The organism is Leptospira ellinghausenii (assembly GCF_003114815.1).
GTDB classification, from domain to species: domain Bacteria; phylum Spirochaetota; class Leptospiria; order Leptospirales; family Leptospiraceae; genus Leptospira_A; species Leptospira_A ellinghausenii.
In genome coordinates this window covers 267,209-286,405 of the sequence record NZ_BFAZ01000008.1, presented here as the reverse complement: position 1 = coordinate 286,405, position 19,197 = coordinate 267,209, and the positions used below count along the sequence as shown (strand labels likewise).

The 19,197-nt window shown below is 35.4% G+C and carries 15 protein-coding genes and 1 rRNA gene; 9 read left to right on the top strand and 7 right to left on the bottom strand.

The features are described 5' to 3' along the window. Window positions 1–97 (top strand): 23S ribosomal RNA (locus DI076_RS08540); the annotation flags it as partial. 558 nt (window positions 98–655) lie between these two features. Here the strand turns inward: DI076_RS08540 and DI076_RS08530 are convergent. Then, a complete protein-coding gene (locus DI076_RS08530) occupies window positions 656–1,198 on the bottom strand; it encodes a hypothetical protein (protein WP_108959493.1) in 543 nt (180 codons plus the stop codon). A 669-nt stretch (window positions 1,199–1,867) separates the two neighbouring features. Between DI076_RS08530 and DI076_RS08525 the strand changes: the two genes are divergently transcribed. Then, complete coding sequence (locus DI076_RS08525) at window positions 1,868–2,536, top strand: DUF2461 domain-containing protein (protein ID WP_108959492.1); 669 nt, start codon at window positions 1,868–1,870, stop codon at window positions 2,534–2,536. Window positions 2,537–2,619: 83 nt separating this feature from the next. Here the strand turns inward: DI076_RS08525 and DI076_RS08520 are convergent, their stop codons facing one another. The 3 genes from DI076_RS08520 to DI076_RS08510 all read right to left on the bottom strand — a co-directional run bounded on the left by DI076_RS08520 (window position 2,620) and on the right by DI076_RS08510 (window position 4,638). Next, the gene (locus tag DI076_RS08520; protein ID WP_108959491.1) at window positions 2,620–3,003 is read right to left on the bottom strand and encodes a hypothetical protein; all 384 of its coding nucleotides are present in this window, start codon (window positions 3,001–3,003) and stop codon (window positions 2,620–2,622) included. Between the two features lie 215 nt (window positions 3,004–3,218). Continuing rightward, window positions 3,219–4,034, bottom strand: coding sequence for an ankyrin repeat domain-containing protein (locus tag DI076_RS08515; RefSeq protein WP_245918345.1), 816 nt, complete (start codon window positions 4,032–4,034; stop codon window positions 3,219–3,221). 106 nt (window positions 4,035–4,140) lie between these two features. After that, entirely contained in the window at window positions 4,141–4,638 is a 498-nt protein-coding gene (locus DI076_RS08510; protein ID WP_108959489.1) for a DUF3592 domain-containing protein, read from the bottom strand. A 108-nt stretch (window positions 4,639–4,746) separates the two neighbouring features. Between DI076_RS08510 and DI076_RS08505 the strand changes: the two genes are divergently transcribed. The 3 genes from DI076_RS08505 (at window position 4,747) to lsa20 (ending at window position 7,820) form a co-directional block, all read left to right on the top strand. Then, window positions 4,747–5,652, top strand: coding sequence for a thioredoxin domain-containing protein (locus DI076_RS08505; RefSeq protein ID WP_108959530.1), 906 nt, complete (start codon window positions 4,747–4,749; stop codon window positions 5,650–5,652). A gap of 64 nt (window positions 5,653–5,716) precedes the next feature. Further along, window positions 5,717–7,189 carry an NADase-type glycan-binding domain-containing protein gene (locus tag DI076_RS08500; RefSeq protein WP_108959488.1) on the top strand — a complete coding sequence of 491 codons (1,473 nt, stop codon included), beginning with the start codon at window positions 5,717–5,719 and terminating at the stop codon, window positions 7,187–7,189. A gap of 22 nt (window positions 7,190–7,211) precedes the next feature. Continuing rightward, the gene (gene lsa20 / locus DI076_RS08495; RefSeq protein WP_108959487.1) at window positions 7,212–7,820 is read left to right on the top strand and encodes an LIC11469 family lipoprotein adhesin Lsa20; all 609 of its coding nucleotides are present in this window, start codon (window positions 7,212–7,214) and stop codon (window positions 7,818–7,820) included. Between the two features lie 3 nt (window positions 7,821–7,823). On the opposite strand, the gene DI076_RS08490 is transcribed toward lsa20, so the two are convergent. Then, window positions 7,824–9,041 carry an FAD-binding domain-containing protein gene (locus DI076_RS08490; RefSeq protein ID WP_217349942.1) on the bottom strand — a complete coding sequence of 406 codons (1,218 nt, stop codon included), beginning with the start codon at window positions 9,039–9,041 and terminating at the stop codon, window positions 7,824–7,826. A gap of 167 nt (window positions 9,042–9,208) precedes the next feature. Here DI076_RS08490 and DI076_RS08485 point away from each other — a divergent pair, with 167 nt between their 5' ends. Further along, window positions 9,209–9,808 (top strand): hypothetical protein, encoded by a 600-nt coding sequence (locus DI076_RS08485; RefSeq protein WP_108959528.1) that lies wholly within the window; start codon window positions 9,209–9,211, stop codon window positions 9,806–9,808. Window positions 9,809–9,882: 74 nt separating this feature from the next. Here the strand turns inward: DI076_RS08485 and DI076_RS08480 are convergent, their stop codons facing one another. Further along, complete coding sequence (locus DI076_RS08480; RefSeq protein ID WP_174705037.1) at window positions 9,883–11,367, bottom strand: NADP-dependent isocitrate dehydrogenase; 1,485 nt, start codon at window positions 11,365–11,367, stop codon at window positions 9,883–9,885. Between the two features lie 313 nt (window positions 11,368–11,680). On the opposite strand from DI076_RS08480, the gene DI076_RS08475 reads away from it, so the two are divergent. Then, window positions 11,681–12,247, top strand: coding sequence for a TetR/AcrR family transcriptional regulator (locus DI076_RS08475; RefSeq protein ID WP_108959486.1), 567 nt, complete (start codon window positions 11,681–11,683; stop codon window positions 12,245–12,247). Window positions 12,248–12,271: 24 nt separating this feature from the next. On the opposite strand, the gene DI076_RS08470 is transcribed toward DI076_RS08475, so the two are convergent. Further along, window positions 12,272–14,539, bottom strand: a complete 2,268-nt coding sequence (locus DI076_RS08470) for a fatty acid desaturase (RefSeq protein ID WP_108959485.1) — start codon at window positions 14,537–14,539, stop codon at window positions 12,272–12,274. Window positions 14,540–14,878: 339 nt separating this feature from the next. Here DI076_RS08470 and DI076_RS08465 point away from each other — a divergent pair, with 339 nt between their 5' ends. Together DI076_RS08465 and DI076_RS08460 are read left to right on the top strand one after the other, a co-directional pair. Next, window positions 14,879–18,526 (top strand): adenylate/guanylate cyclase domain-containing protein, encoded by a 3,648-nt coding sequence (locus tag DI076_RS08465; protein WP_245918344.1) that lies wholly within the window; start codon window positions 14,879–14,881, stop codon window positions 18,524–18,526. Beyond that, window positions 18,516–19,175 (top strand): response regulator transcription factor, encoded by a 660-nt coding sequence (locus tag DI076_RS08460; RefSeq protein WP_108959483.1) that lies wholly within the window; start codon window positions 18,516–18,518, stop codon window positions 19,173–19,175. Before DI076_RS08465 ends, DI076_RS08460 begins: the two co-directional genes overlap by 11 nt. The last annotated feature ends 22 nt before the right edge of the window (window positions 19,176–19,197 follow it).

Sequence of the window (19,197 nt, the reverse complement as noted above, 5' to 3'; positions counted from 1 at the left end):
GAAGAGTCCAGGCAGACGACCTGGTTGATAGGTCACAGGTGTAAGTTCAGTAATGGATTCAGCCAAGTGATACTAATCGCTCGATCGGCTTGACCATATTACAATATACACGTGTTAACGTGTATGTATAGATTAAAGCGTTGTTTGTTTTACTTTGTTCTGTTTGGCGGTCTGCGCCGAACGACTCGATTGCTAGAGCTCGAAGCTCACGCAATCGGTCGGGTGCTCGCAGTCGCGGCAGTGCCGCTTGGTGCTCCGCAGGCTTTCCCTCATCGGGATAGACAGAACCTTTGTCGTATACAAATGTTGGGAAAAGCTCTGGATGAAAGTTCAGGGCTTTTTTTATTTGTTAGAATCTTTTTCTTCAATCTTAGGTTAACCTTGCGGAATGTATTTCCATCGGAGGCGTAGCAGGATTGCGAAGCTCGCGAGTCTGGGCAGGATGCCCAGTCGAGCAGGAGATGGGAAAACATGAAGCCATGGCCAAAGCTCGCCAGTCTGAACAGGAGGTTTAGCTGGCAGGAGTCAGGAATGTATTCTGCTGTATTGGCAAAATTAGAATGTCGTTTACTACTCTTAGTTGATGGATTTGAAGAAAGAACATAGAAACTAAAAATTCAATTGATTCTTAGTTTCTTATTTGTATTTGTGAATTTTATTTTTTTCTAATATTCATTCGATATGGACTAACACTTGAACTTGGTCTAACACCCGAACATTGGTAGTCGCTAGTATTAACGAGTCCTGATCCATAAAGCGAATAAGTAGTCCCTGCAGTTAAATTAACTGTAACCGTTTGTGTTGCAGAGTCTCTGGTTGTATACAAAACCGTACTTGCTTGGTTCAATTGTGCATGGAAGGTAAAATACGATGAATTGCAACGATAAGCTGACAATGTTTGCCGTCCTGTAAAGCCTGTGATTTCATACTCACCTGAACTAGTTACAGTAAAAGTAGCTACAGCAGTAGTCCAACTACAGATGGAGTCAAAACCATCACTTAAATCAACCGCAGAACTTGTGTTTGAATCTGTTAAGACTGTGCATGGTGGGTTTGACGCTACTGATAATAACAAAGCGTCATATAAAGGATCACCGGTTAACTCCACTCCAGGGATTAATCCTTCTTTTTTTTCTGCTCCACATCCTAAAAAAAGGAATAGTGAAATCGCAAGAATGAATGCGTATTTAATTCTCAATTTGTCCTCCTAACGCTTGATTGGTATAAACCGCATAACGAAAGAATATGTCAAAACTAATTTATGAAATCATACAATTATTGTAAATTTTTAATCATAGTAAGTCTGGATTGCGAATTGTTAAATTAGGGATTTTGTATATTAAGAAGTAGAATCAATACAAAATTTGAGAATTGGTTCTTTTATTGTAATGTTTTCTAGCGCTCGGGATACGTAGGGCTTGGTCTGCCACACGGCAGACGGAAGCGAAAGCGCACCCCGGAGTAGCCCATCCCTTTTACCTACAATTTTGTGAATTCGCTAGATTGGGAGCGCCAATTGGTACAACATGATCACTAATGAGAAACTGGCAGGCCATATGGAAATATAAGTGGCTCTTCGGACAGCTTTCAATGCAGATGGATGTGATGCTCCAACTTTGAAAAGGCAAGGTCAAGTTGGGAGGTATTTTACCAATCATGGAACTCCATTGACTAAGGTGAATCGAGGAAATTTATTGTATGGGAATACTACTCGTATTTTTTGTTTTCAACAGTGAACTATGATTTGCTTGAACTGATACAGGGATATTCTTTCCTTTGGATAAACTAGAATACTGTTTTTGTTTTGGGTTATTGATTGGAAATCATTTAATGGTACTAAAAAATGTAAGGGATTTGATTAATTGATATGAAGTTAAGTAATGAGGTTTTTAAATTTTTATCGGATCTCAAAAATAATAATCAGAGAGATTGGTTTTTAGAGAACAAACCAAGATTTGAAGAAATCCAAAAAGAATTATTGTCCTTCACTGCTGCATTGTTATCAAGAATAGAAAAGTTTGATAGTTCAGTGAAAGGAGTGGATCCAAAATCTTGTATCTTTCGGATCTATAAAGATGTACGTTTTTCCAAGGATAAAAGTCCCTATAAAACTCACTTTGGGATTTTTATGAAAGGAGGAAATCGAAAAATTGATGGAACTGGATATTATCTTCATATAGAGCCAGATGGTTCTTTGTTAGGTGGAGGTTGTTACCAACCAGATGCACAATCGTTATATAAAATCCGAAACCGAATTGCAAACGATTCAAAAAACTTTCAGAAAATAATAAATGATCCAAAATTTTATGAAACATTTGGAAAACAATTTTATGCTGAGAAAGTAAAAACGGTTCCAAGAGGTTTTGCCAAAGATCATCCTATGATTGAAATCCTCAAGTATAAGGGTTTTGCAGTGGCAAAAAATTTAAAGAACGGAGATTTAACTTCTAAATTGAGTAGTGAGGATCTTGTAAAATTGTTTCGATTCGTTTATCCACTGAATCAATTTTTGGACCAAGCTATGAATCGAAAATAAGGGATCAATGTGCTCATTTTTGAATGTGTAGCACAATGATCCATGGTCCTTTTGCAAAGACTTTTCGTGAGTGAAGTGATTGATTATTTTGAAGATTTAGAAGCTAAATAAGAAACAAAGATAATCACCAATAAAGAGTCAAAAACCAACGCAGGACTTGATTTTGCCAAATAAGCTTGTCCATAAACTAAATTTAAAAGTATAAAGATACTTTTACTGATGGAAGCAACAACTAGAACTAAATTACGATTTTGTTCATGATACGCTCCATACACTAACATTCCACCTACGATCGCAATGAGTGCTCCCCAATTTCGTACGATGATGTTTGCTAGATTTCCATCCATTGTTTCTCCGAAAGTCAAGGTTAGACCCAGATTGGGATGTAATGCAGATAAAATCATTGAACATGTGATGAGTCCAGAGATTAACATGATCCATTTGATATTTGAAAAAATCAATTTCATTTGAAATACCTCGAGCCAAAGAGAGCATATTCATTTTATTTAGCTAGAATATTTTTTGTGGATCCTAAGAAGATTTGCCTTTAAAATGAACTTAGAAATTTTTCGTTCTCGAATGGATAAAAAAGGTAACGATCTTAAATCCACCAACTTAAAGTTAGATTGTTCTTCGAATTCATATTGTTTGAATTGATCGATTTGTGTGTCTTTTATCGACTTTATTTTTTGTAATTTTTTAGAGATAGAACGATTTCATTGGTATTGGGATCATCATAGTACTGATTGATAAAATCGAAAATTGATTGTCCTTCTTTATCTTTGGAATCAATGTCAGCGCCATTTTTTAATAGGAGCTTGACTAAAGCTAAATTTTGAGATCTTTTTTCGATGAGTAAACGAAGGATGGATCTGCCTGAACTGTCTTTTACATTGACATCGGCTTTTTTGTTCATCATGTAAGAAATGATTTCTAAATTTGGATTTTCAATCATAGTCAAATACATCAGAGCTGAATAGTGGTTTTTATCCAATGCATTTATATTTACACCTTGCTCGACAAAGAGTCGGATGAATTTAAAATTGTTGGGGTTAAGATTTGCCGTGAGAGTTAGGGTTGTAGATCCACTTCCATCAAAATTTGGTTTTAATCCATGATCTAACATGAGTTTAATTAAATCATATTGATTGTTTTTGATCGCAGGATGGATTAAGTGACGTCCATGAATATTGGAAACATTCACATCAGCTTTCTTCTGAATTAGAAATCTTGCTATATTCACTTGGTTTCTATCGAGAGCATAGAATAATGCAGTTTCCCCATTTTTGTCTTTTGCCTCTAGGTTTGCACCGGCAGAAACAATTTTTTTAACTTTATCTAGATCGGATTGTATGACTGCTTTGTGTAATTCAGGTAAACTTTGGAATTCACGAAAATTGTCGATTTGGTTTCCAATACTTTGGTAACCTTTCCTAACTGCATCAATGACGAGAACAGGGGAAAGGAGAATATAATGATACCATTCTAATTTCACCATATCTTTGCTTTGGCAAAATATTGAATTGGGCATGAGACAGAAGAGTAGGATTCCCATTCCGATTCGAAAATTTTTAAATGGTAACCGTTTTGAAACCATCTGAATTTTAGAACTGATCCAAGTATGCTTGTGGATTGAACAAATTGACTATTGTTTTTTTTATCTTCGAAAGAATTTGGCCCAGGAAAGTTCCAATTAAAAACAACCCTATGCTGAAGAATGCATTTCTCAATGGCTCATACCACAATTCATAAAAGGAATTGATAATCGCATAATCAGGTTGGTTTTCAGAAAGGTATAAGGGAACTGTTTGTCCAATATGGTATTGATTTCCGACTTCACCTAGAATTTTTCCATGAATTTCATAAGATTCTCCATTCACTTGGTATTTGATGATTGGTCTTAGGATGTAGTGAGTTGTGCCATAACTTTTGTTACCGGTTTGTGTAGAATAATCGGTTTCTTTGTATGATGATACAACTTTACCAAAAATTTTGGTTCCCGACTGAATGGTAATGATTTTACCTAAACTCGAATAAACCGAAGTAAAGAAGAGGTAAAGAGCTAATAACTGTAATATGCGCGAGAGGATTTTAATTTTCATACAAGAGACTCATCAAAATGGAAAGAATTTCCACTTTCAATCAAAAAAATAATTTTGATCATACAAAAATACTTGAGACTATTTTCTAAAGATCATAAGATTTCGAATGTGCCCATAGTCGTTTTATTTTTCTTTATTTTTTCTTGTTCTGAACCTTTGTCGGAAAATCAGTATCTACCTGAAACCTTACCTTCCGAGGAATCGATCAAGGAAACACTTTCATCAGAGATTCATTTGAACCAATTGAATGAGAAAGCAAATTCACTTGGAATTACCTTGTCAGAATGGAAGGAAACTGAGAAAAAACTTGTTTCCGAGATGGACATCAATCATTACTGGGTATCAGAGAAAAAACAAATACGAAGTTCGATACAGGATACAGATGCAATTGATCGATTGAGAGAAATGATTCGCATTCGAATTGTTTGGAGTCGTATATTTAAAAAATCAAATATAAGTATAAAACAAAAACCTTATGACCAATCAAGGACAAGTTTACTTTCAAAGATAGAAATTAAGACCTCACCTCAATTTGGCCAACCTCATTCGAAATGGGTGGTCATCGAATGGAGCGATTATTTATGTGGCTTTTGTAAGGAAACCTTTCCCCATACAAAAAAACTTTTATCGAAATACAAAAATCAAATTTATTATATCCATAAAGATTTCCCACTGGACGGAGATACAAACCAAAGTATAGCACCACTCGTTGTGTCACGTTGTTTGTGGGATAGAGATCCAGTTCATTTTACAGATCATATGCAAAACCTATATGCCCATGCGAAAACGATGATCAAATCAGAAGATCCAATGCCTAACCAATCTGGAGTTTGGTCTGAATGTGATTCACAAAGAGAAACAAAAAAATATCTAGACTTAGTAAAAAAAGATTGGGAAGAAGCAAAAAAACTTGGAGTCACTTCAATCCCTACATTTTGGGTCAATGGGAAATGGATCGTTGGTGCATTAAACCAAGATACTTGGGAAAGATTACTAAAAGATACGAGTCCATAAAAAATTTCTTGCCTTTTTTCCGTACAATGGGTTCTTTTAAATCCACATTTTCAAAGGACCAATAATGAAACTCAAATCCAGTCTATTTTTTGTTTTGATTCTAATGGTAACATTCGCTGTCAATTGTGGGAAAAAACTCCATTTTTCAATGGTGACATCTACATCTATGGAGAATGGCCTCCCCTTTTTGGTGTTAGACGGCAAAGAATGGAAGGCTGAGCCAGGTGCAGAATTCGTTAAGTTACATTTTTATGCAGACAATGCATTCCCGTTAACCAAAGTATCGATCGAATCTTGTAATGGTCAATTTAAAGACCGAGTCGCTGCTTATGTAAACTTTGATGAAGTATATGCAAGTACGGATATAGAAAAAGCAAACTCAGAAGTTATTTTTGATCCAGTTGTGCAAGCGAGATCAGTAACTTTGAATTTTCAAAGAAACCAAAATATATGTTTAAAAGCAGTTAAATTTTACGATGATGCCAAAAAAGCATATCGAACTTATACACCAGAAATTGTATCTGGAACGGTAACCGCTTCTGAGACTGCTTCACCTGAACCAACATATTCTGTGATGAATCTATTTGATTCTAAGTATGAGAATGGGTATGCATCTGTCAAAGGTGGAGTTGGAGTATCATTTAACTTTAATTTTGTGGATACAAAAAAGATTTCTGTCATTAAACTATGGAATGGTTACCAAAGATCCGATGTCCATTGTATTAAAAATGGCAGAGTTAAAGCATTTTTATTAACTGGTGATGATGGTTATTCTGCCAAAATCAATGTAGAAGATACAATGGGTAGCCAGGAAATTCAACTGCCATCAACCTTTAAGGGTAAAAAACTAACCATGAAAGTGGAAGAGATTTATCCTGGATTGACAGAGAAAGGGATTGTTTTATCAGAACTTCGTTTTGGTCATGATGGTGATTGGTTTGCCATGGATACTCTTCCAAAATCCAAAGACACTGCTGCAAAGAATTATGATTCATTTTCCAAATCTTCACTACGTATGGTCTTAAATCGAGGTTTAACAGGTAGAGAAGTTTATGCTGTTTCAGGTGATGAAGCAGTTGTGGACCAACCTGCAGGAGCAGAAAACCAAGTGGCTATGGAAGAGAACATGGATCCTCCTACTTCCTCTGATTGGACAATTCGATTGCGTTCGGATGGGACATTCTTTTTAGAAGGTTCAACAGCGAGAACAAATTACGATGTTGGAGAAGAAAGTTCAAATCGGTTTTATGGATTAGGAAATTATGAAGTGAAAGAGATGAATCCTGGAAAAATCCAACTTCGTATCTTTGGATTTTTGCGAAAACAAACGTTTACAAACTTTTTGGATTATGGTGGTGGCGATTGTAACGGGTGTGGAAGGGATTGTAACTTAGTGAAAAATCCAGATCCAAATAATACTGAGAAAATTTTTCAAGAATTTGTTACCTTACAATTGAAAGGGAAACAGTTTTATCTAATCAATTCTAAAAAAACTGATAATCTAGATTTCTCAACATTGGAATTAAATTTAGAATAGTAGGAGATTCGGTTTGATTAGGATGCAACAACGACTTTTCCTTTATATTGTATTTAGTTTGATTCTTTTGTTCAACTCCTGTGAAGAAAAAGTAGCTCCGCCGATTCACGAACACAATGAAGTTGTTGTTACAAACCCCATCCCATCTAACAAAGTAAAAATTGATGTTAGGTGGGTATACACTTCATTACCTTTAGAAATGGAAATTAGAGAACCTGGAGGAGCACAAGCTTTAGCACTTTGGACCACAGGTACAGTCCAAGATGGAAAACGTGTCCCCTTTGGAGACTTGATACCGAATGGACAATTGGTATTAAAACCTGGTTCTAAAAAACAATTTTTATTGGTGATGAAAAATCCTACGGATAAACCAGTCTATTTTTTCGCAGCACCCCATTCCGCGATGCCCGTCGAACATAGTTTTGGTTTTAAATTCAAATGTTTATGTGTGAACCATGCTTTTTCTGTACTACCCAAAGAAACTTGGTATCGTGTTGTTGAAATCCGTCTTGCTCCTGATTTTTTAGGAGATACATTAGTGTTGACTCATAACTTAATTGGCATTACGAAAGAAAGAATGTTACAATTTGAGAAAGGTGCAAGTAAATCTCTTCCTAGTGAGATGGATTGATTTTTAAATCAAACTTGGTTGGTTCTGCAAATTTTTTCGATCCCATATTTTTTCACATTTTTTCCAATATGTAAAAAAGGAAGGATAGTATCCAGAAACTTCAGGAAAAATCCAGTCTCTTTCCTCTTTTTTACCAATATATTCTTTGTTAGTTGGGTGTTCTTTCCAATAAATTTCAGGTCGAACTGAATTTAATTGGTGTAATAGATCTTCCCATTCGCCCCAAAAAAATTGGATTTTCGGTATATTCTTTGCGAGAGCGAATATAAAGTCCATAGTTTTGGGAGACGATGGATACTTTCTAAAAAAATGAGGGCGTAAAATAAAAATACGATTTGCCTTTATGTTTTTTTTCCAATTTGGGTCTATATTATAAAAATCATATAATAACACTGGTAAGGAAAGGTCCAAATCCAAAGGAAAATTCGGATTGGTGTAAGAATATATTCGATCCTCTGGATTTGCATTCGAAATTTTTGATTCGATCCAATTTTCAGTTTCTTGGTAAACATTCGTTAAATCCCAGTCAAACAAATCCTCCAATTCCTTTGGAATGAAATTAAATTCTAAAATTTCTTCATAACTTCTATCTAGATAAGTGTCATGGTCATTCGATTTTAGGTATTTGTTAATGTTCTCTTGGTTAGCTATATATTTTTTAGAACTAAAGGAACCAGATACCCACTGCCAGCTACAAGTGTTACTTGCTGCATCAGCATCTAACAAATGATAATACATCCATTCCGAAGGTTTTTTCCAGTAGGCACCTCCAATGTTACAAACTAGGGATGCAATGTACATTCTTACATGATTGTGAAGATAACCTGTTTCGTAAAAATCGAGTAACTCTCGGTTTATGCCCGAGATCCCTGTTTGGACATGGCCATTCAAAATTGATTTGGGAATTTGATAATGCCTGATACCGGGTTGTGGGTGTTTTAAATCTTGGAATAAAAGTTCGCCCTTGTTTCGCCAAACTTGCTGAAAATAATCACGCCAGGTTAATTCTTGAACAAATTTTGTGATTTGGTAAGGTTTGTATCCCAGGGAAGATACATGTTCAAATATCTGTTTGGTGGATATATAACCTCTCGCAATGTAAGGTGATAATAATGAAACTGATCCATCAATATAGTTTCTTGAACTTCCATACATGATTGGATCAATTGATTGGATTCTTTTTTGAATAGAGATTGGATCTGTTGGAAAGGAAACTTTCAATTGGTTACTGGATTCCCAAAATTCTATCAGAGATATGAATGTTGTTTAGACAGAACTAACAAATTACCTAACTTAATTTATTGACAAAAAAGAAAAAAAATCCAGGATCAACTCTTGCAAGTTCTGTTTCCTCTGCAAAAAAACATCGGAATACAAAAGGGAATCAAATGAAAACGATGAAAATAATTAGCATTGTAATTGGAATACTAGTCTTTATAGGTATTTCCTTTTATGCATACATGGGTGGATTTAAAACTATTGAAGTGAAACACCAATCCTTCGGGCCAGTAGAGGTGTTCATTTACACTCATAAAGGTCCCTACCAAAACCTAAATCAGAGTTGGGATAAATTCCAAAAGGAATGGGAATCAATTGGTATTACTGAATGTAATAGTTTAGCAATTTATTTGGATCCACCGGATACTCCGCCTGAAAATTTAAGATCAATTTTGGGATGTCGTATGTCAGGACTTACGGAAAACCAAATCAAATCTATTCAGTCAAAATTTGTTACCTTTCAGATTCCACAATCTGATTGTCTAACATCTACGTTTCCGTTTAAGAATGTATTCTCTTACTTCCTTGCCCCTACTAAAGTATATCCGAAGTTTCAAGAGATACTGAAACATGAATCTGGGAAAACATCAGTTGCCATTGAAGTGTATGGTGGTTCTGCAAAATTTGTAGATCATATTGAGTTTTATATGCCTTTAGGAATCAGTCGTGATGTATTTTTACCATTGGAAAAACTTTTCGAATCAAAATAATAGAAGATTCCAATTCCTTAAGTCACTATTTTGAGTTGTGACTTAAGGATTCATTGCGAAATAGGGCAGTCTATTTATTCTCCTTGACCTAAGGAATAACCAGGAACTCCATCAAACTCATACAGATTTTCTGTTTTGATAAAATCATATCCCTTTGATTCGAGTAAGGTTAGTACCGCTGTAATATCTTTGTGTTGGATTTTTCCACCGTTAGGTGAGATGAATCGACATCGAAAATGATCAGTTAAAAACGTTTCCTTTTGTCCTTTGGGATATACTTTTACTCCTCGGTTTGTAATCATTTTTAAGTGTAAGAAGTTTTCGGTAATAACCTCAATATTTTTTCCTAAAACATTTGGATCACGATCATTCGGTATATCTAAGAAAATATCAACACCAACTAATTCTTTTTTTTCATTTTGAGTTGGTAAACTGAGCGTAAAAGATTTAGGTTTTACAAGTTCACTTGCCGAAAGTACATCCGGGTTTTTTCCAAGTCGATCAATGATTGCGTCTGTATACTCTTTAGTTCCAACAAGTGTTGTATTCTTTTGATTTTGAAAAACATCAGCTGTTCGAAAACCATCCTCTATTGTTTTTAAGACAGCATTCCTAATGAGTTTTGCTTTTTCCGTTTTACCTAGATGTGTTAACATCATCACAGTTGCCTTAATCACAGCCGTTGGATTGGCAATGTTTTTACCGGCGATATCGGGAGCACTTCCATGGACAGCTTCGAACATTGACACAAAGTCACCGATGTTTGCAGATCCGCACATACCAACCGAACCTGTGACTTCTGCAGCTATATCTGAAAGGATATCACCGTATAAATTCGGAGCAAGGATCACGTCAAATTTCTGGGGTCGATTGGCGAGTAATGCTGCACCAATATCGATGATCATACTTTCTGCTTCAATTTCAGGGTATTCTTTCGCAACTGTTTGGAAGATATTGGCAAACAATCCATCTGTAATCTTCATGATGTTGTCTTTTACCATACAAGTTATCTTTTTTCTTCCATTTGATCTTGCGAACTCAAATGCATATCGCACAATTTTCTCAGTCCCGGGGACAGTAATTAATTTCAAACATTGAGTAACTTCACGTGTTTGGCGGTGTTCAATTCCTGCATATGTATCTTCTTCATTTTCTCGAATGATGACTATATCGGTATTGGGATGATTCGTTGCAATGAAAGGATCATATGTTTTTGCAGGTCTAACATTTGCATATAAACCTAATGTTTTACGAATGGTAACATTTAAACTTTTGTATCCTTTCCCTCTGGGAGTGGTGATCGGACCTTTCAATATGGTTGGGTATTTTCGAATGGTATCCCAAGCATTTTCAGCAATTCCAGAGAGGATACCGGATAAATAAACTGAAGAGCCAGCATCTACCTTTTCAAACTGTAATCCAGATTTAGCTTCATTCAATATGCGGATCGTTTGTTGGATGATCTCAGGTCCTATTCCATCTCCTTCGATCAGGGTGACGACAGCTTCTTTATTCTCTTCAGTTCTGCTTTTATTTGATTCTTTCATGGTTGTAGGCATATTATGCTCCTGATATGCAATGTAATACGTGAATTTAAATTCGTATATTAGACGGTATTAGGATCGAAAGTTGATCAAAAAAATATTTTTTTGAAATTAACTTTTGAAACTAAAGGTTACATAATCCATTTTGAATGGGACTTAGTATAGAACGAAGTATGAGTGAGTAGCTATTTTCTATGAGAAGATTCTCGCTTGATGTCCTTTGGCATAGAATTAAAATAACCCTGTTGTCTCGTCGTTTTTTGAAGGCCATTGGAAATGATTTTGTCTCAATGGAAAATCGATGGCGAGAAAAACTTAGGTGGTCTTTATGCCAAAGATTGTAGATCATAATTTGTATCGAATGGAGTTACTTTCCAAATCCCTACCAATCTTTGTCTCCAAAGGGGTAGCCTCTGTTTCGATGAGGGAACTTGCTAAAGAACTAGGAGTTTCAACTGGTACCTTGTATCATTATTTCCCAACAAAAGAGACTTTGTTTTCTTCGATGGTAAAACATCTAGTGATGACAGATGCAGAGGCAATCCAAAAATTATCAGAAGAAACAACAAGTATCATTGATATTATGAATTTTGTTTCAGGAAAAGAAGGGCATTTTTTGAATTTGATGTTACTCGCAGTTGATATCAAAAGGCAACATTCAGAATCTAAAGAATTGGTAAAATTGGTAGAAGAATCTTTTATCGCTTATGAAAGTGCACTCAATCGGTTTTTTCCAAAAGAAACAGAAGGGAAGGGTGGCAAAGCCTTCCTTGCTTTTTTTGTTGGAGTTTTATTTTTAAAATCCAAGGGAGACGAACACACTCCTTGGATTGATTTGTTTGAAGGATTAAGGTATGTAGGTGATTTACTCACTTGGGATTCCAATCAATCGTAAATCAATCTAAAGTTTTTTTCCATCTTATCCTTTTGATCGCAAAAGTGATTGGTTATGATTGGAGTTTACAAACTCTGAGTTCCCGCTGTAACGATTGGCGATTTTTACGAGTTCCAATTCTTCAGGGCTTGCAAACTTTTGATCCCATTCTTTCACTTTTGGAATCATCAGATAATGCCATAATGGTGGTATGAGTGCGATTACAATCGTTGTCAAATACCCACTGATCATCATAGGTGCATTGGGATAAGGTCTTAAATCTTGGTAAGGAACTTCTCCTTGTGCGTGGTGGTGGGAGTGTCGCGTTAGATTAAACATCGTCCAGGAACTAATTCGTTTGTTTGTATTCCAAGAGTGTCTTGGTTGAACAGGCTCTTCTGGCAATCGAACCATTCCATAATGTTCCATATAATTTACAATTTCGAGAAGGCATTTTCCAAATAATCCAGAAAGAATAAAAAAGAACATTCCAGGGGTTCCGCCAAGTGAATACGCTAATACAATCAAACTAACACTCATCAGATGACCTCTTAAGAAAGCATTGTGGTATGATAACGTAGGAACATTTTTGCGTTTCAATCGTTTTAATTCAATTTTCCAAGCACTGATATTGCCTTTGATGGTCGAAGCAAGGATATGGTAATACACATTCCTTCCACGAGGAGCGGTGGCTGGATCTTCTGTAGTGGAAACATAACGATGGTGCCCATATACATGTTCAATCGAAAAGATTGTATCAAAACTAAATGCCAATAACCAACGACCAATAAACATGGAAGTGGGGTCCCATGTTCGGTGTGTTAATTCATGTGCGGTGATGGTACCTACGAGTCCAATCATCAATCCAGTAAAAATGATCGCGTAAACATGGACAAGAGGTGATGTATTCAATTTTGCAATATTAAAATCATATCCGATTATTTGTGTTAACCAAGATCCAAAACCAAAGGTATCAGTGGGGCTCACAGTCCAAATGGAACAAAAAAAGATTAAGCTTAAGATTGGTAATGCCATCCAAAGTTGATACGTAAGAATTTCTGGTTTTGTATAATTTGGAGTATCTTTGTCATCGCCTGAAATTGCATCTCCGACAAGATAAAATAAGAGTAAGGAAAAAAATCCAATTGTAGTATAATATCCTCCCATAAGGATGCTCACAACCGATGAGAGTCCTACAACATGAAACAAAAAGAATTTTAGATAATCAAACAATCCAGCTTTGGATTTAGAATTTTTGTCATCTATTTGCAAACTAAGACTATGATCGATGGTTGTAAATCGATCAGAAAAGATTGACTGTTTTTGAATTCCCAATGTGAATAATTCGCTAGTTGCAGAATCAACCATTGGCGGAGGTCCACATAAATAAACTTCCGACGTTTTTGTTAGGTGGTCTTTGATTTTTGATGTGACAAGACCTCTTTCCCCTTTCCAAGAGTTACCTTCTGGTTCTTCGGAAAGGATGGGAACAAAGGCAAATTTTCCTTTCCAAACTTTTTGAATTTTTTTGATTTCTCTTAACTTGTATAAATCTTCTATTTTACGTGCACCAAAAAGTAAAGTGAGCGGTCGTTTGGTTCCCTTTAAAATCCCATCCTCTAACATAGCAAGTATTGGTGCAAGTCCACTACCTCCAACTACCATTAGGATTGGTTTTTTGGAATCTCTTAGATAAAAATTGCCAAATGGTCCTTTGAGTTTTGCTTTTTTCCCCAATAGATTTTCGTTCAATATATAATTTGATAATTTTCCGTTGGGAACTTTACGGACAATGAACTTAACAATTCGTTTCTGATTGGGTGCATTTGCGATGGAGTAGTTTCTTTCAGCGTCCATCCCTTCAATTGATAGAGAAACAAATTGGCCTGCTTGGAAACAAAGTTTTGTATCCAATTGGATGGAGATTTCGCATATCTCCTCAGTTAAAACATTTTGTTTGATGACTGTACCTGAATAAAAGGTTTTGTTTTCAACTTGGATCCTAACATCGGTTTGAGGGATACTTTGGCATGCAAGGATATAACCATTGTCCAATTCTTCATCAGTCAATAAATACCCAGTTTCAGTGAGTTCTTTCACCTTTCCATCCACAAGTTGACACTTACAAGTTGCACAACCACCAACTCGGCAACTATGTGGGAAATCAAACCCCTGCCGCAGTGCTGCACTCAGAATGTTTTCATTCTGTAGGACTTCCAATATAGTTCCATTGATTGTTGCCTGATTGGATTTGGAGGGGGGCAGACGAGTTTCCCCTTTCGTTTGTTTGCCCATTTGGTTTAAGAGAAACATAACCAACTCCTTTTTCTGTGGTGCGGTCCAAATGCCAATTTTGCCAATTGGAGGAAGTCCACATTTTATATCGCACGTTCGTTATAAATAAAATAAGTCAATTATGTCAAACATTAAATTCTAGATTTTTCTAGAGAATCCCGATCGTTTTTCAAGTCCCCCCACAAACCATTTCTTTCCTTGTTCTCTTTCGTATTCCCAACCTACACATCGTTCGAATGCATTTTGAATCCATTGAACAAAAACCCCCTAAATAGGGGGGAACATTTGATAAATTATTAATTTCCAAAAGAAGGATTTTTGTAAGGCTCTGACAGATTCTCTGCAAATACATTTGTTTTGCGGAAAAAACTGTTAGAAACAATTGAGGCTATCATGATCCCCCTTCCTGAACTATCGAATCATCCCTCTTCGATTGAATACTTTTGGCATAAACTTCCATGGGCAGTTCCCAATTTTTTTACAATGTTTGTTGGATTATCACTTACTTCTCTTGGAATAATTGCGATCAAACGTTCCGTTAACCGAAAACTCTTAATTAGTTTTATTTGTTTTTCGTTTTCGTTTGCTTCTCTTGGGTTAGTGCTCTGTATACGTTCTTTAGTCCAAGACCAACCTACATTATTGTATTGGAATCGATTGGGATATTTTGGAGTTGTCTTGTTATCACCTGCAGCTTCATTTTTAACATATTATCTTACCAACCAACATTATCGTTATTTAATCCTATCAGGTATCGTATCAATGTTAACCTTTGCATTCGCGAATTACGGACTATTGACTCATTATGATTTTAGTGATGGGTATTTTTCATATACTTTTGGAAAATATCCAATTGCGGAACTCCCTCTCAAAGTATGGGGCATCGTTTTGGTTTTTAATTATCTATTTATATACACTCCTACCTCTCTTCATTTTTGGGCAAAAAATAAGGTAGATTTTGAATCAAAGAAATTGATGTTTTTGGGACTACATATATGTAGTTTTTTTCTTATCACTAATTTATTGAGTTTAGTTGGTTATCCAGTTTTTCCAATGAGCAGTTTTGCATTTATTCCACTATCAATTTTAGGATATGGAATTTTTCGATCAGATTTTTTGAATTTGAATGACCTGTTATTCAAACAAAGAGGATTATTCTATTTTTTGTCAGGATTTATCACGACTGTCCTCATTTTAATTGCATATCTTGTTTCTTTTTATTTCCATCCCAATGTTCAGTTAACAGCTTATAGCCGTCCATATTTTTTAGTACCACTTCTTTCTAGTGTAGTTGTATTTGCTTTGGCGATTTATATTGCAGGCAGTAACCCAGATCAAAAATTAAATATGTTGGCATCAATATCCTTCTTTTTAGCAGGAACGTTTACCATCGTAATGGTGATCATTAAATTTGACATACCACTAGTTGTCTCAAGAAGAATTGAACAACTCTTTTACACTCTTTTCATCTTTACACCTGGAATTCATATGCGTTTTTGTTATGCGTTATATAATAAAAAAACACCAAAGATAGTCAGAGTCGTCGATCTGGTATCTTTAGTTTTATCCGTAATTGTTTGGACTCCCTATTTTTTTAGTGGGTTTTATGAACATCCCTTTACAAGGATTTCTGCAGGCGGAATCGGCCTGAATTTATTTGGGATTTTAGGTTTTTTGGGAATCGGTATATTTCTGAAGGATTGGATACAAGTTCGTAAGGAAAGGCACAGTAAGATGGCAAACTTCATAGTGGCATCTTTACTTTTTGGAGACTTACTTATCATACTCAATTTACCAGCAACAATGGGCATCCCAATATTTACATTTGGAGAATTACAATTCATTCCCGCACTAATGATTGCGTTGTTTATCATCAAACTCGGAGCTATCCCAACCTCAGGCCAAGCCACATTAATTGGAAATCGAGTCTCTCTTATGATCCTATTTTTCATACCAATATCGATGTCCTTTTATGTATTAAATCTTGTGCATGATTTTCCTTTAAGTGTTGCGATATACCATGCATTTTTTGTGGCATCTCCGATCGCTTTAGCCTTTTATCTTGTCTCTTTCGTCTTTCTACGTTCTACGGCAGTGAGGTTGGACATAACAATAGCAGCACTAGCAGAAGAAAAAATTAAAACAGATGACGCATTACTCAAATCCGAAAATGCAAAAAAAGAAACTGAAGCTATTAATCATCTAACAAATTTAATTAACTCTGAGTCTGAGTTACCCAAAATCATCAATGCGATTGCAAATTACGTAAATCAAAAGTATGGGATTTTAGCAACTTGGTTGTTATTATTGGATGAAAAAAATGAGGAAATCAAAAGTGTGCATGCTGAGGCATTCATTGAGACTTCAGAAGAACAGCGAAACTTTGTGAATGATTTACGAATTCCATTGAATGAATCTGGAGGAGTTGCATATCTAGTTTGGAAACGAAAGAAAAGCATGTTACTTCCTCAAGTCAAACGATTCGAATTTGAAATTGATAGACGAATCGGAGAAAAAGCAAAAGCAAATTCGTTTTTGCATGTTCCTTTAGTTTTAAACAATGAAACCATAGGCATCATATTGTTTTCTAACTTTATGGATCGATTGAATATCTCAAAATCAGAGGCAAGGTCAATCGAACAACTTTGCGCTCAGGTAGCTGGTGTGATCCAAAGGGTTCATCTACTTAGGGAAACCGAAAAACAAAGAAGAGATATCCTTGCTCTCAACGATTTGATCAAAGATTTAAATGAAAAAATGGATATCCATTTGATCATGAATAAAGTACATAAATATGTAAAAGAGAATTTTAACATTATGTATTATTCTTTGTTAGTTTCTGATGGAGAAAAAAAATACTTACGTTTCGTTGACATGGAAGTTCCTGATAATGTCACTGAATTCCAAAAGAAACGTATCTATGAGATGAAAATTCCTGTTAAGGGAGGGCAAGGTGCACATGAATTAGCCCTTAGAAGAAAAAAACCAATTTATATACCAGATCGAATAGGAAGTTTTGAACGTTGGCTTTCGGAAGATGACAAGTGGGTCCAAGAAATTTGTAACATTCGTTCATTTATTTTTATTCCTATGATTTTAAATGATGAAGTTGTAGGAATTCTGGATTTATCAAATTCAGAAACAAAACTTGATTTGAGTGTCGAAGACATATCTAAGTTATCAATTCTTGCTGAACAATTGGCAGGGATTATCTATGGTTCGACTCTATTTAAAGAACTGGAAGTCTCAAAAAATATTGCTGAGGAAGAAAGAAGGAAAAACGAAAAGTTACTTCTAAATATATTGCCTCATGATATTGCACAAGAGCTAAAAGAAAAAGGTGCCACCGAGCCAGTATTATATGAAAATGTAAGCGTGATGTTTACTGATTTTAAAGGATTTACTCAAATCGCAGAAGTATTGTCTCCACAGGAACTAATACGTGATTTAGATGCATGTTTTGTTCAGTTTGATAAAATCACAGAACGATACAAACTTGAAAAATTAAAAACAATTGGAGATAGTTATATGTGCGCTGGTGGCATTCCGAAACAAAATCAGACACATGCAATTGATTCAGTACTTGCTGCATTGGAAATCCAAGCGTTTATGAATTTAATGAAACAAATTAAGGCCGACCAAGGGCTTCCGTTCTGGGAATTGCGTTTGGGTATCCATTCCGGCCCACTTGTTGCTGGAGTAATTGGCGAAAAGAAATTTGCCTATGACGTTTGGGGTGATACAGTCAATACTGCCTCTCGTATGGAATCTTCAGGAACACCAGGAAAAATTAATGTCAGCGGAACAACTTATGATATGATCAAGGAAGTTTTTGATTGCGAATTTAGAGGAAAGGTCAATGCCAAAAATAAAGGAGAGGTGGAGATGTTTTATGTCATTGGCTTAAAAAAAGAATTCTCACTTTCAGAAGACCAAAGAACTCCCAATGCACATTTTTGGAAGTATTATGAAGCATTAGCAGGGACTACAGAGAATGTCGCATAAATCGAGTTTGCCTGAAGATAAAAATCAAATCAAAATTGGAATCTTAGAAAATGACGAATTCTTTTTAGGTGAATTAAAAGATCGAATTTCTGAATTAAAAAATGTTTCCGAAATTCTAACTTGGCAAACTGGAGAAATTTTACTAAGGGATCCTCGACACAAAAGTATTGATATTTTGTTTTTAGACATTATGTTACCTGGGATCAATGGGATCGAAGTTGTTAAGATTCTATCAGAAAAAAACGAAAACATTAAAGTGATTATGTTAACGAATATGAATTCCGACGAAATGATTTTTAATTCTATCAAAAACGGAGCATTGGGTTATCTATTAAAATCAGAGCTGGGACAAATCCAAAGTATCATCGATGTTTTGTTAGAGGGAGGTGCTTATATCACTCCTACAATTGCTTTAAGAGTTTTTTCCAGTTTTAGAAAACCATTCGGTAAACCAAAGGTTTATTTAACTGATCGTGAAAAACAAATTTTAGAATTATTAGTAAAAGGGAAAACAATTCCTCTTGTTTCAAAATTTTTAAGTTTAAGTGAACACACAGTCCAAGGTTATGTGAAATCAATTTATCGAAAACTACAAGTTCATAACCGATCAGAATTGGCTATGAAAGTGCAAGAATATTCTATTTTATAATGAAAAAGATTATAAGATGGAT

What these genes read in the sequence shown, in the direction of transcription:
- DI076_RS08510 (WP_108959489.1), bottom strand. Translation starts at nt 4,638, where the DNA reads ATGAAAATTAAAATCCTCTCGCGCATATTACAGTTATTAGCTCTTTAC.
- DI076_RS08470 (WP_108959485.1), bottom strand. Translation starts at nt 14,539, where the DNA reads ATGTTTCTCTTAAACCAAATGGGCAAACAAACGAAAGGGGAAACTCGT.
- lsa20 (WP_108959487.1), top strand. Translation starts at nt 7,212, where the DNA reads ATGCAACAACGACTTTTCCTTTATATTGTATTTAGTTTGATTCTTTTG.
- DI076_RS08515 (WP_245918345.1), bottom strand. Translation starts at nt 4,034, where the DNA reads ATGGTGAAATTAGAATGGTATCATTATATTCTCCTTTCCCCTGTTCTC.
- DI076_RS08520 (WP_108959491.1), bottom strand. Translation starts at nt 3,003, where the DNA reads ATGAAATTGATTTTTTCAAATATCAAATGGATCATGTTAATCTCTGGA.
- DI076_RS08485 (WP_108959528.1), top strand. Translation starts at nt 9,209, where the DNA reads ATGAAAACGATGAAAATAATTAGCATTGTAATTGGAATACTAGTCTTT.
- DI076_RS08525 (WP_108959492.1), top strand. Translation starts at nt 1,868, where the DNA reads ATGAAGTTAAGTAATGAGGTTTTTAAATTTTTATCGGATCTCAAAAAT.
- DI076_RS08475 (WP_108959486.1), top strand. Translation starts at nt 11,681, where the DNA reads ATGCCAAAGATTGTAGATCATAATTTGTATCGAATGGAGTTACTTTCC.
- DI076_RS08460 (WP_108959483.1), top strand. Translation starts at nt 18,516, where the DNA reads ATGTCGCATAAATCGAGTTTGCCTGAAGATAAAAATCAAATCAAAATT.
- DI076_RS08480 (WP_174705037.1), bottom strand. Translation starts at nt 11,367, where the DNA reads ATGCCTACAACCATGAAAGAATCAAATAAAAGCAGAACTGAAGAGAAT.
- DI076_RS08500 (WP_108959488.1), top strand. Translation starts at nt 5,717, where the DNA reads ATGAAACTCAAATCCAGTCTATTTTTTGTTTTGATTCTAATGGTAACA.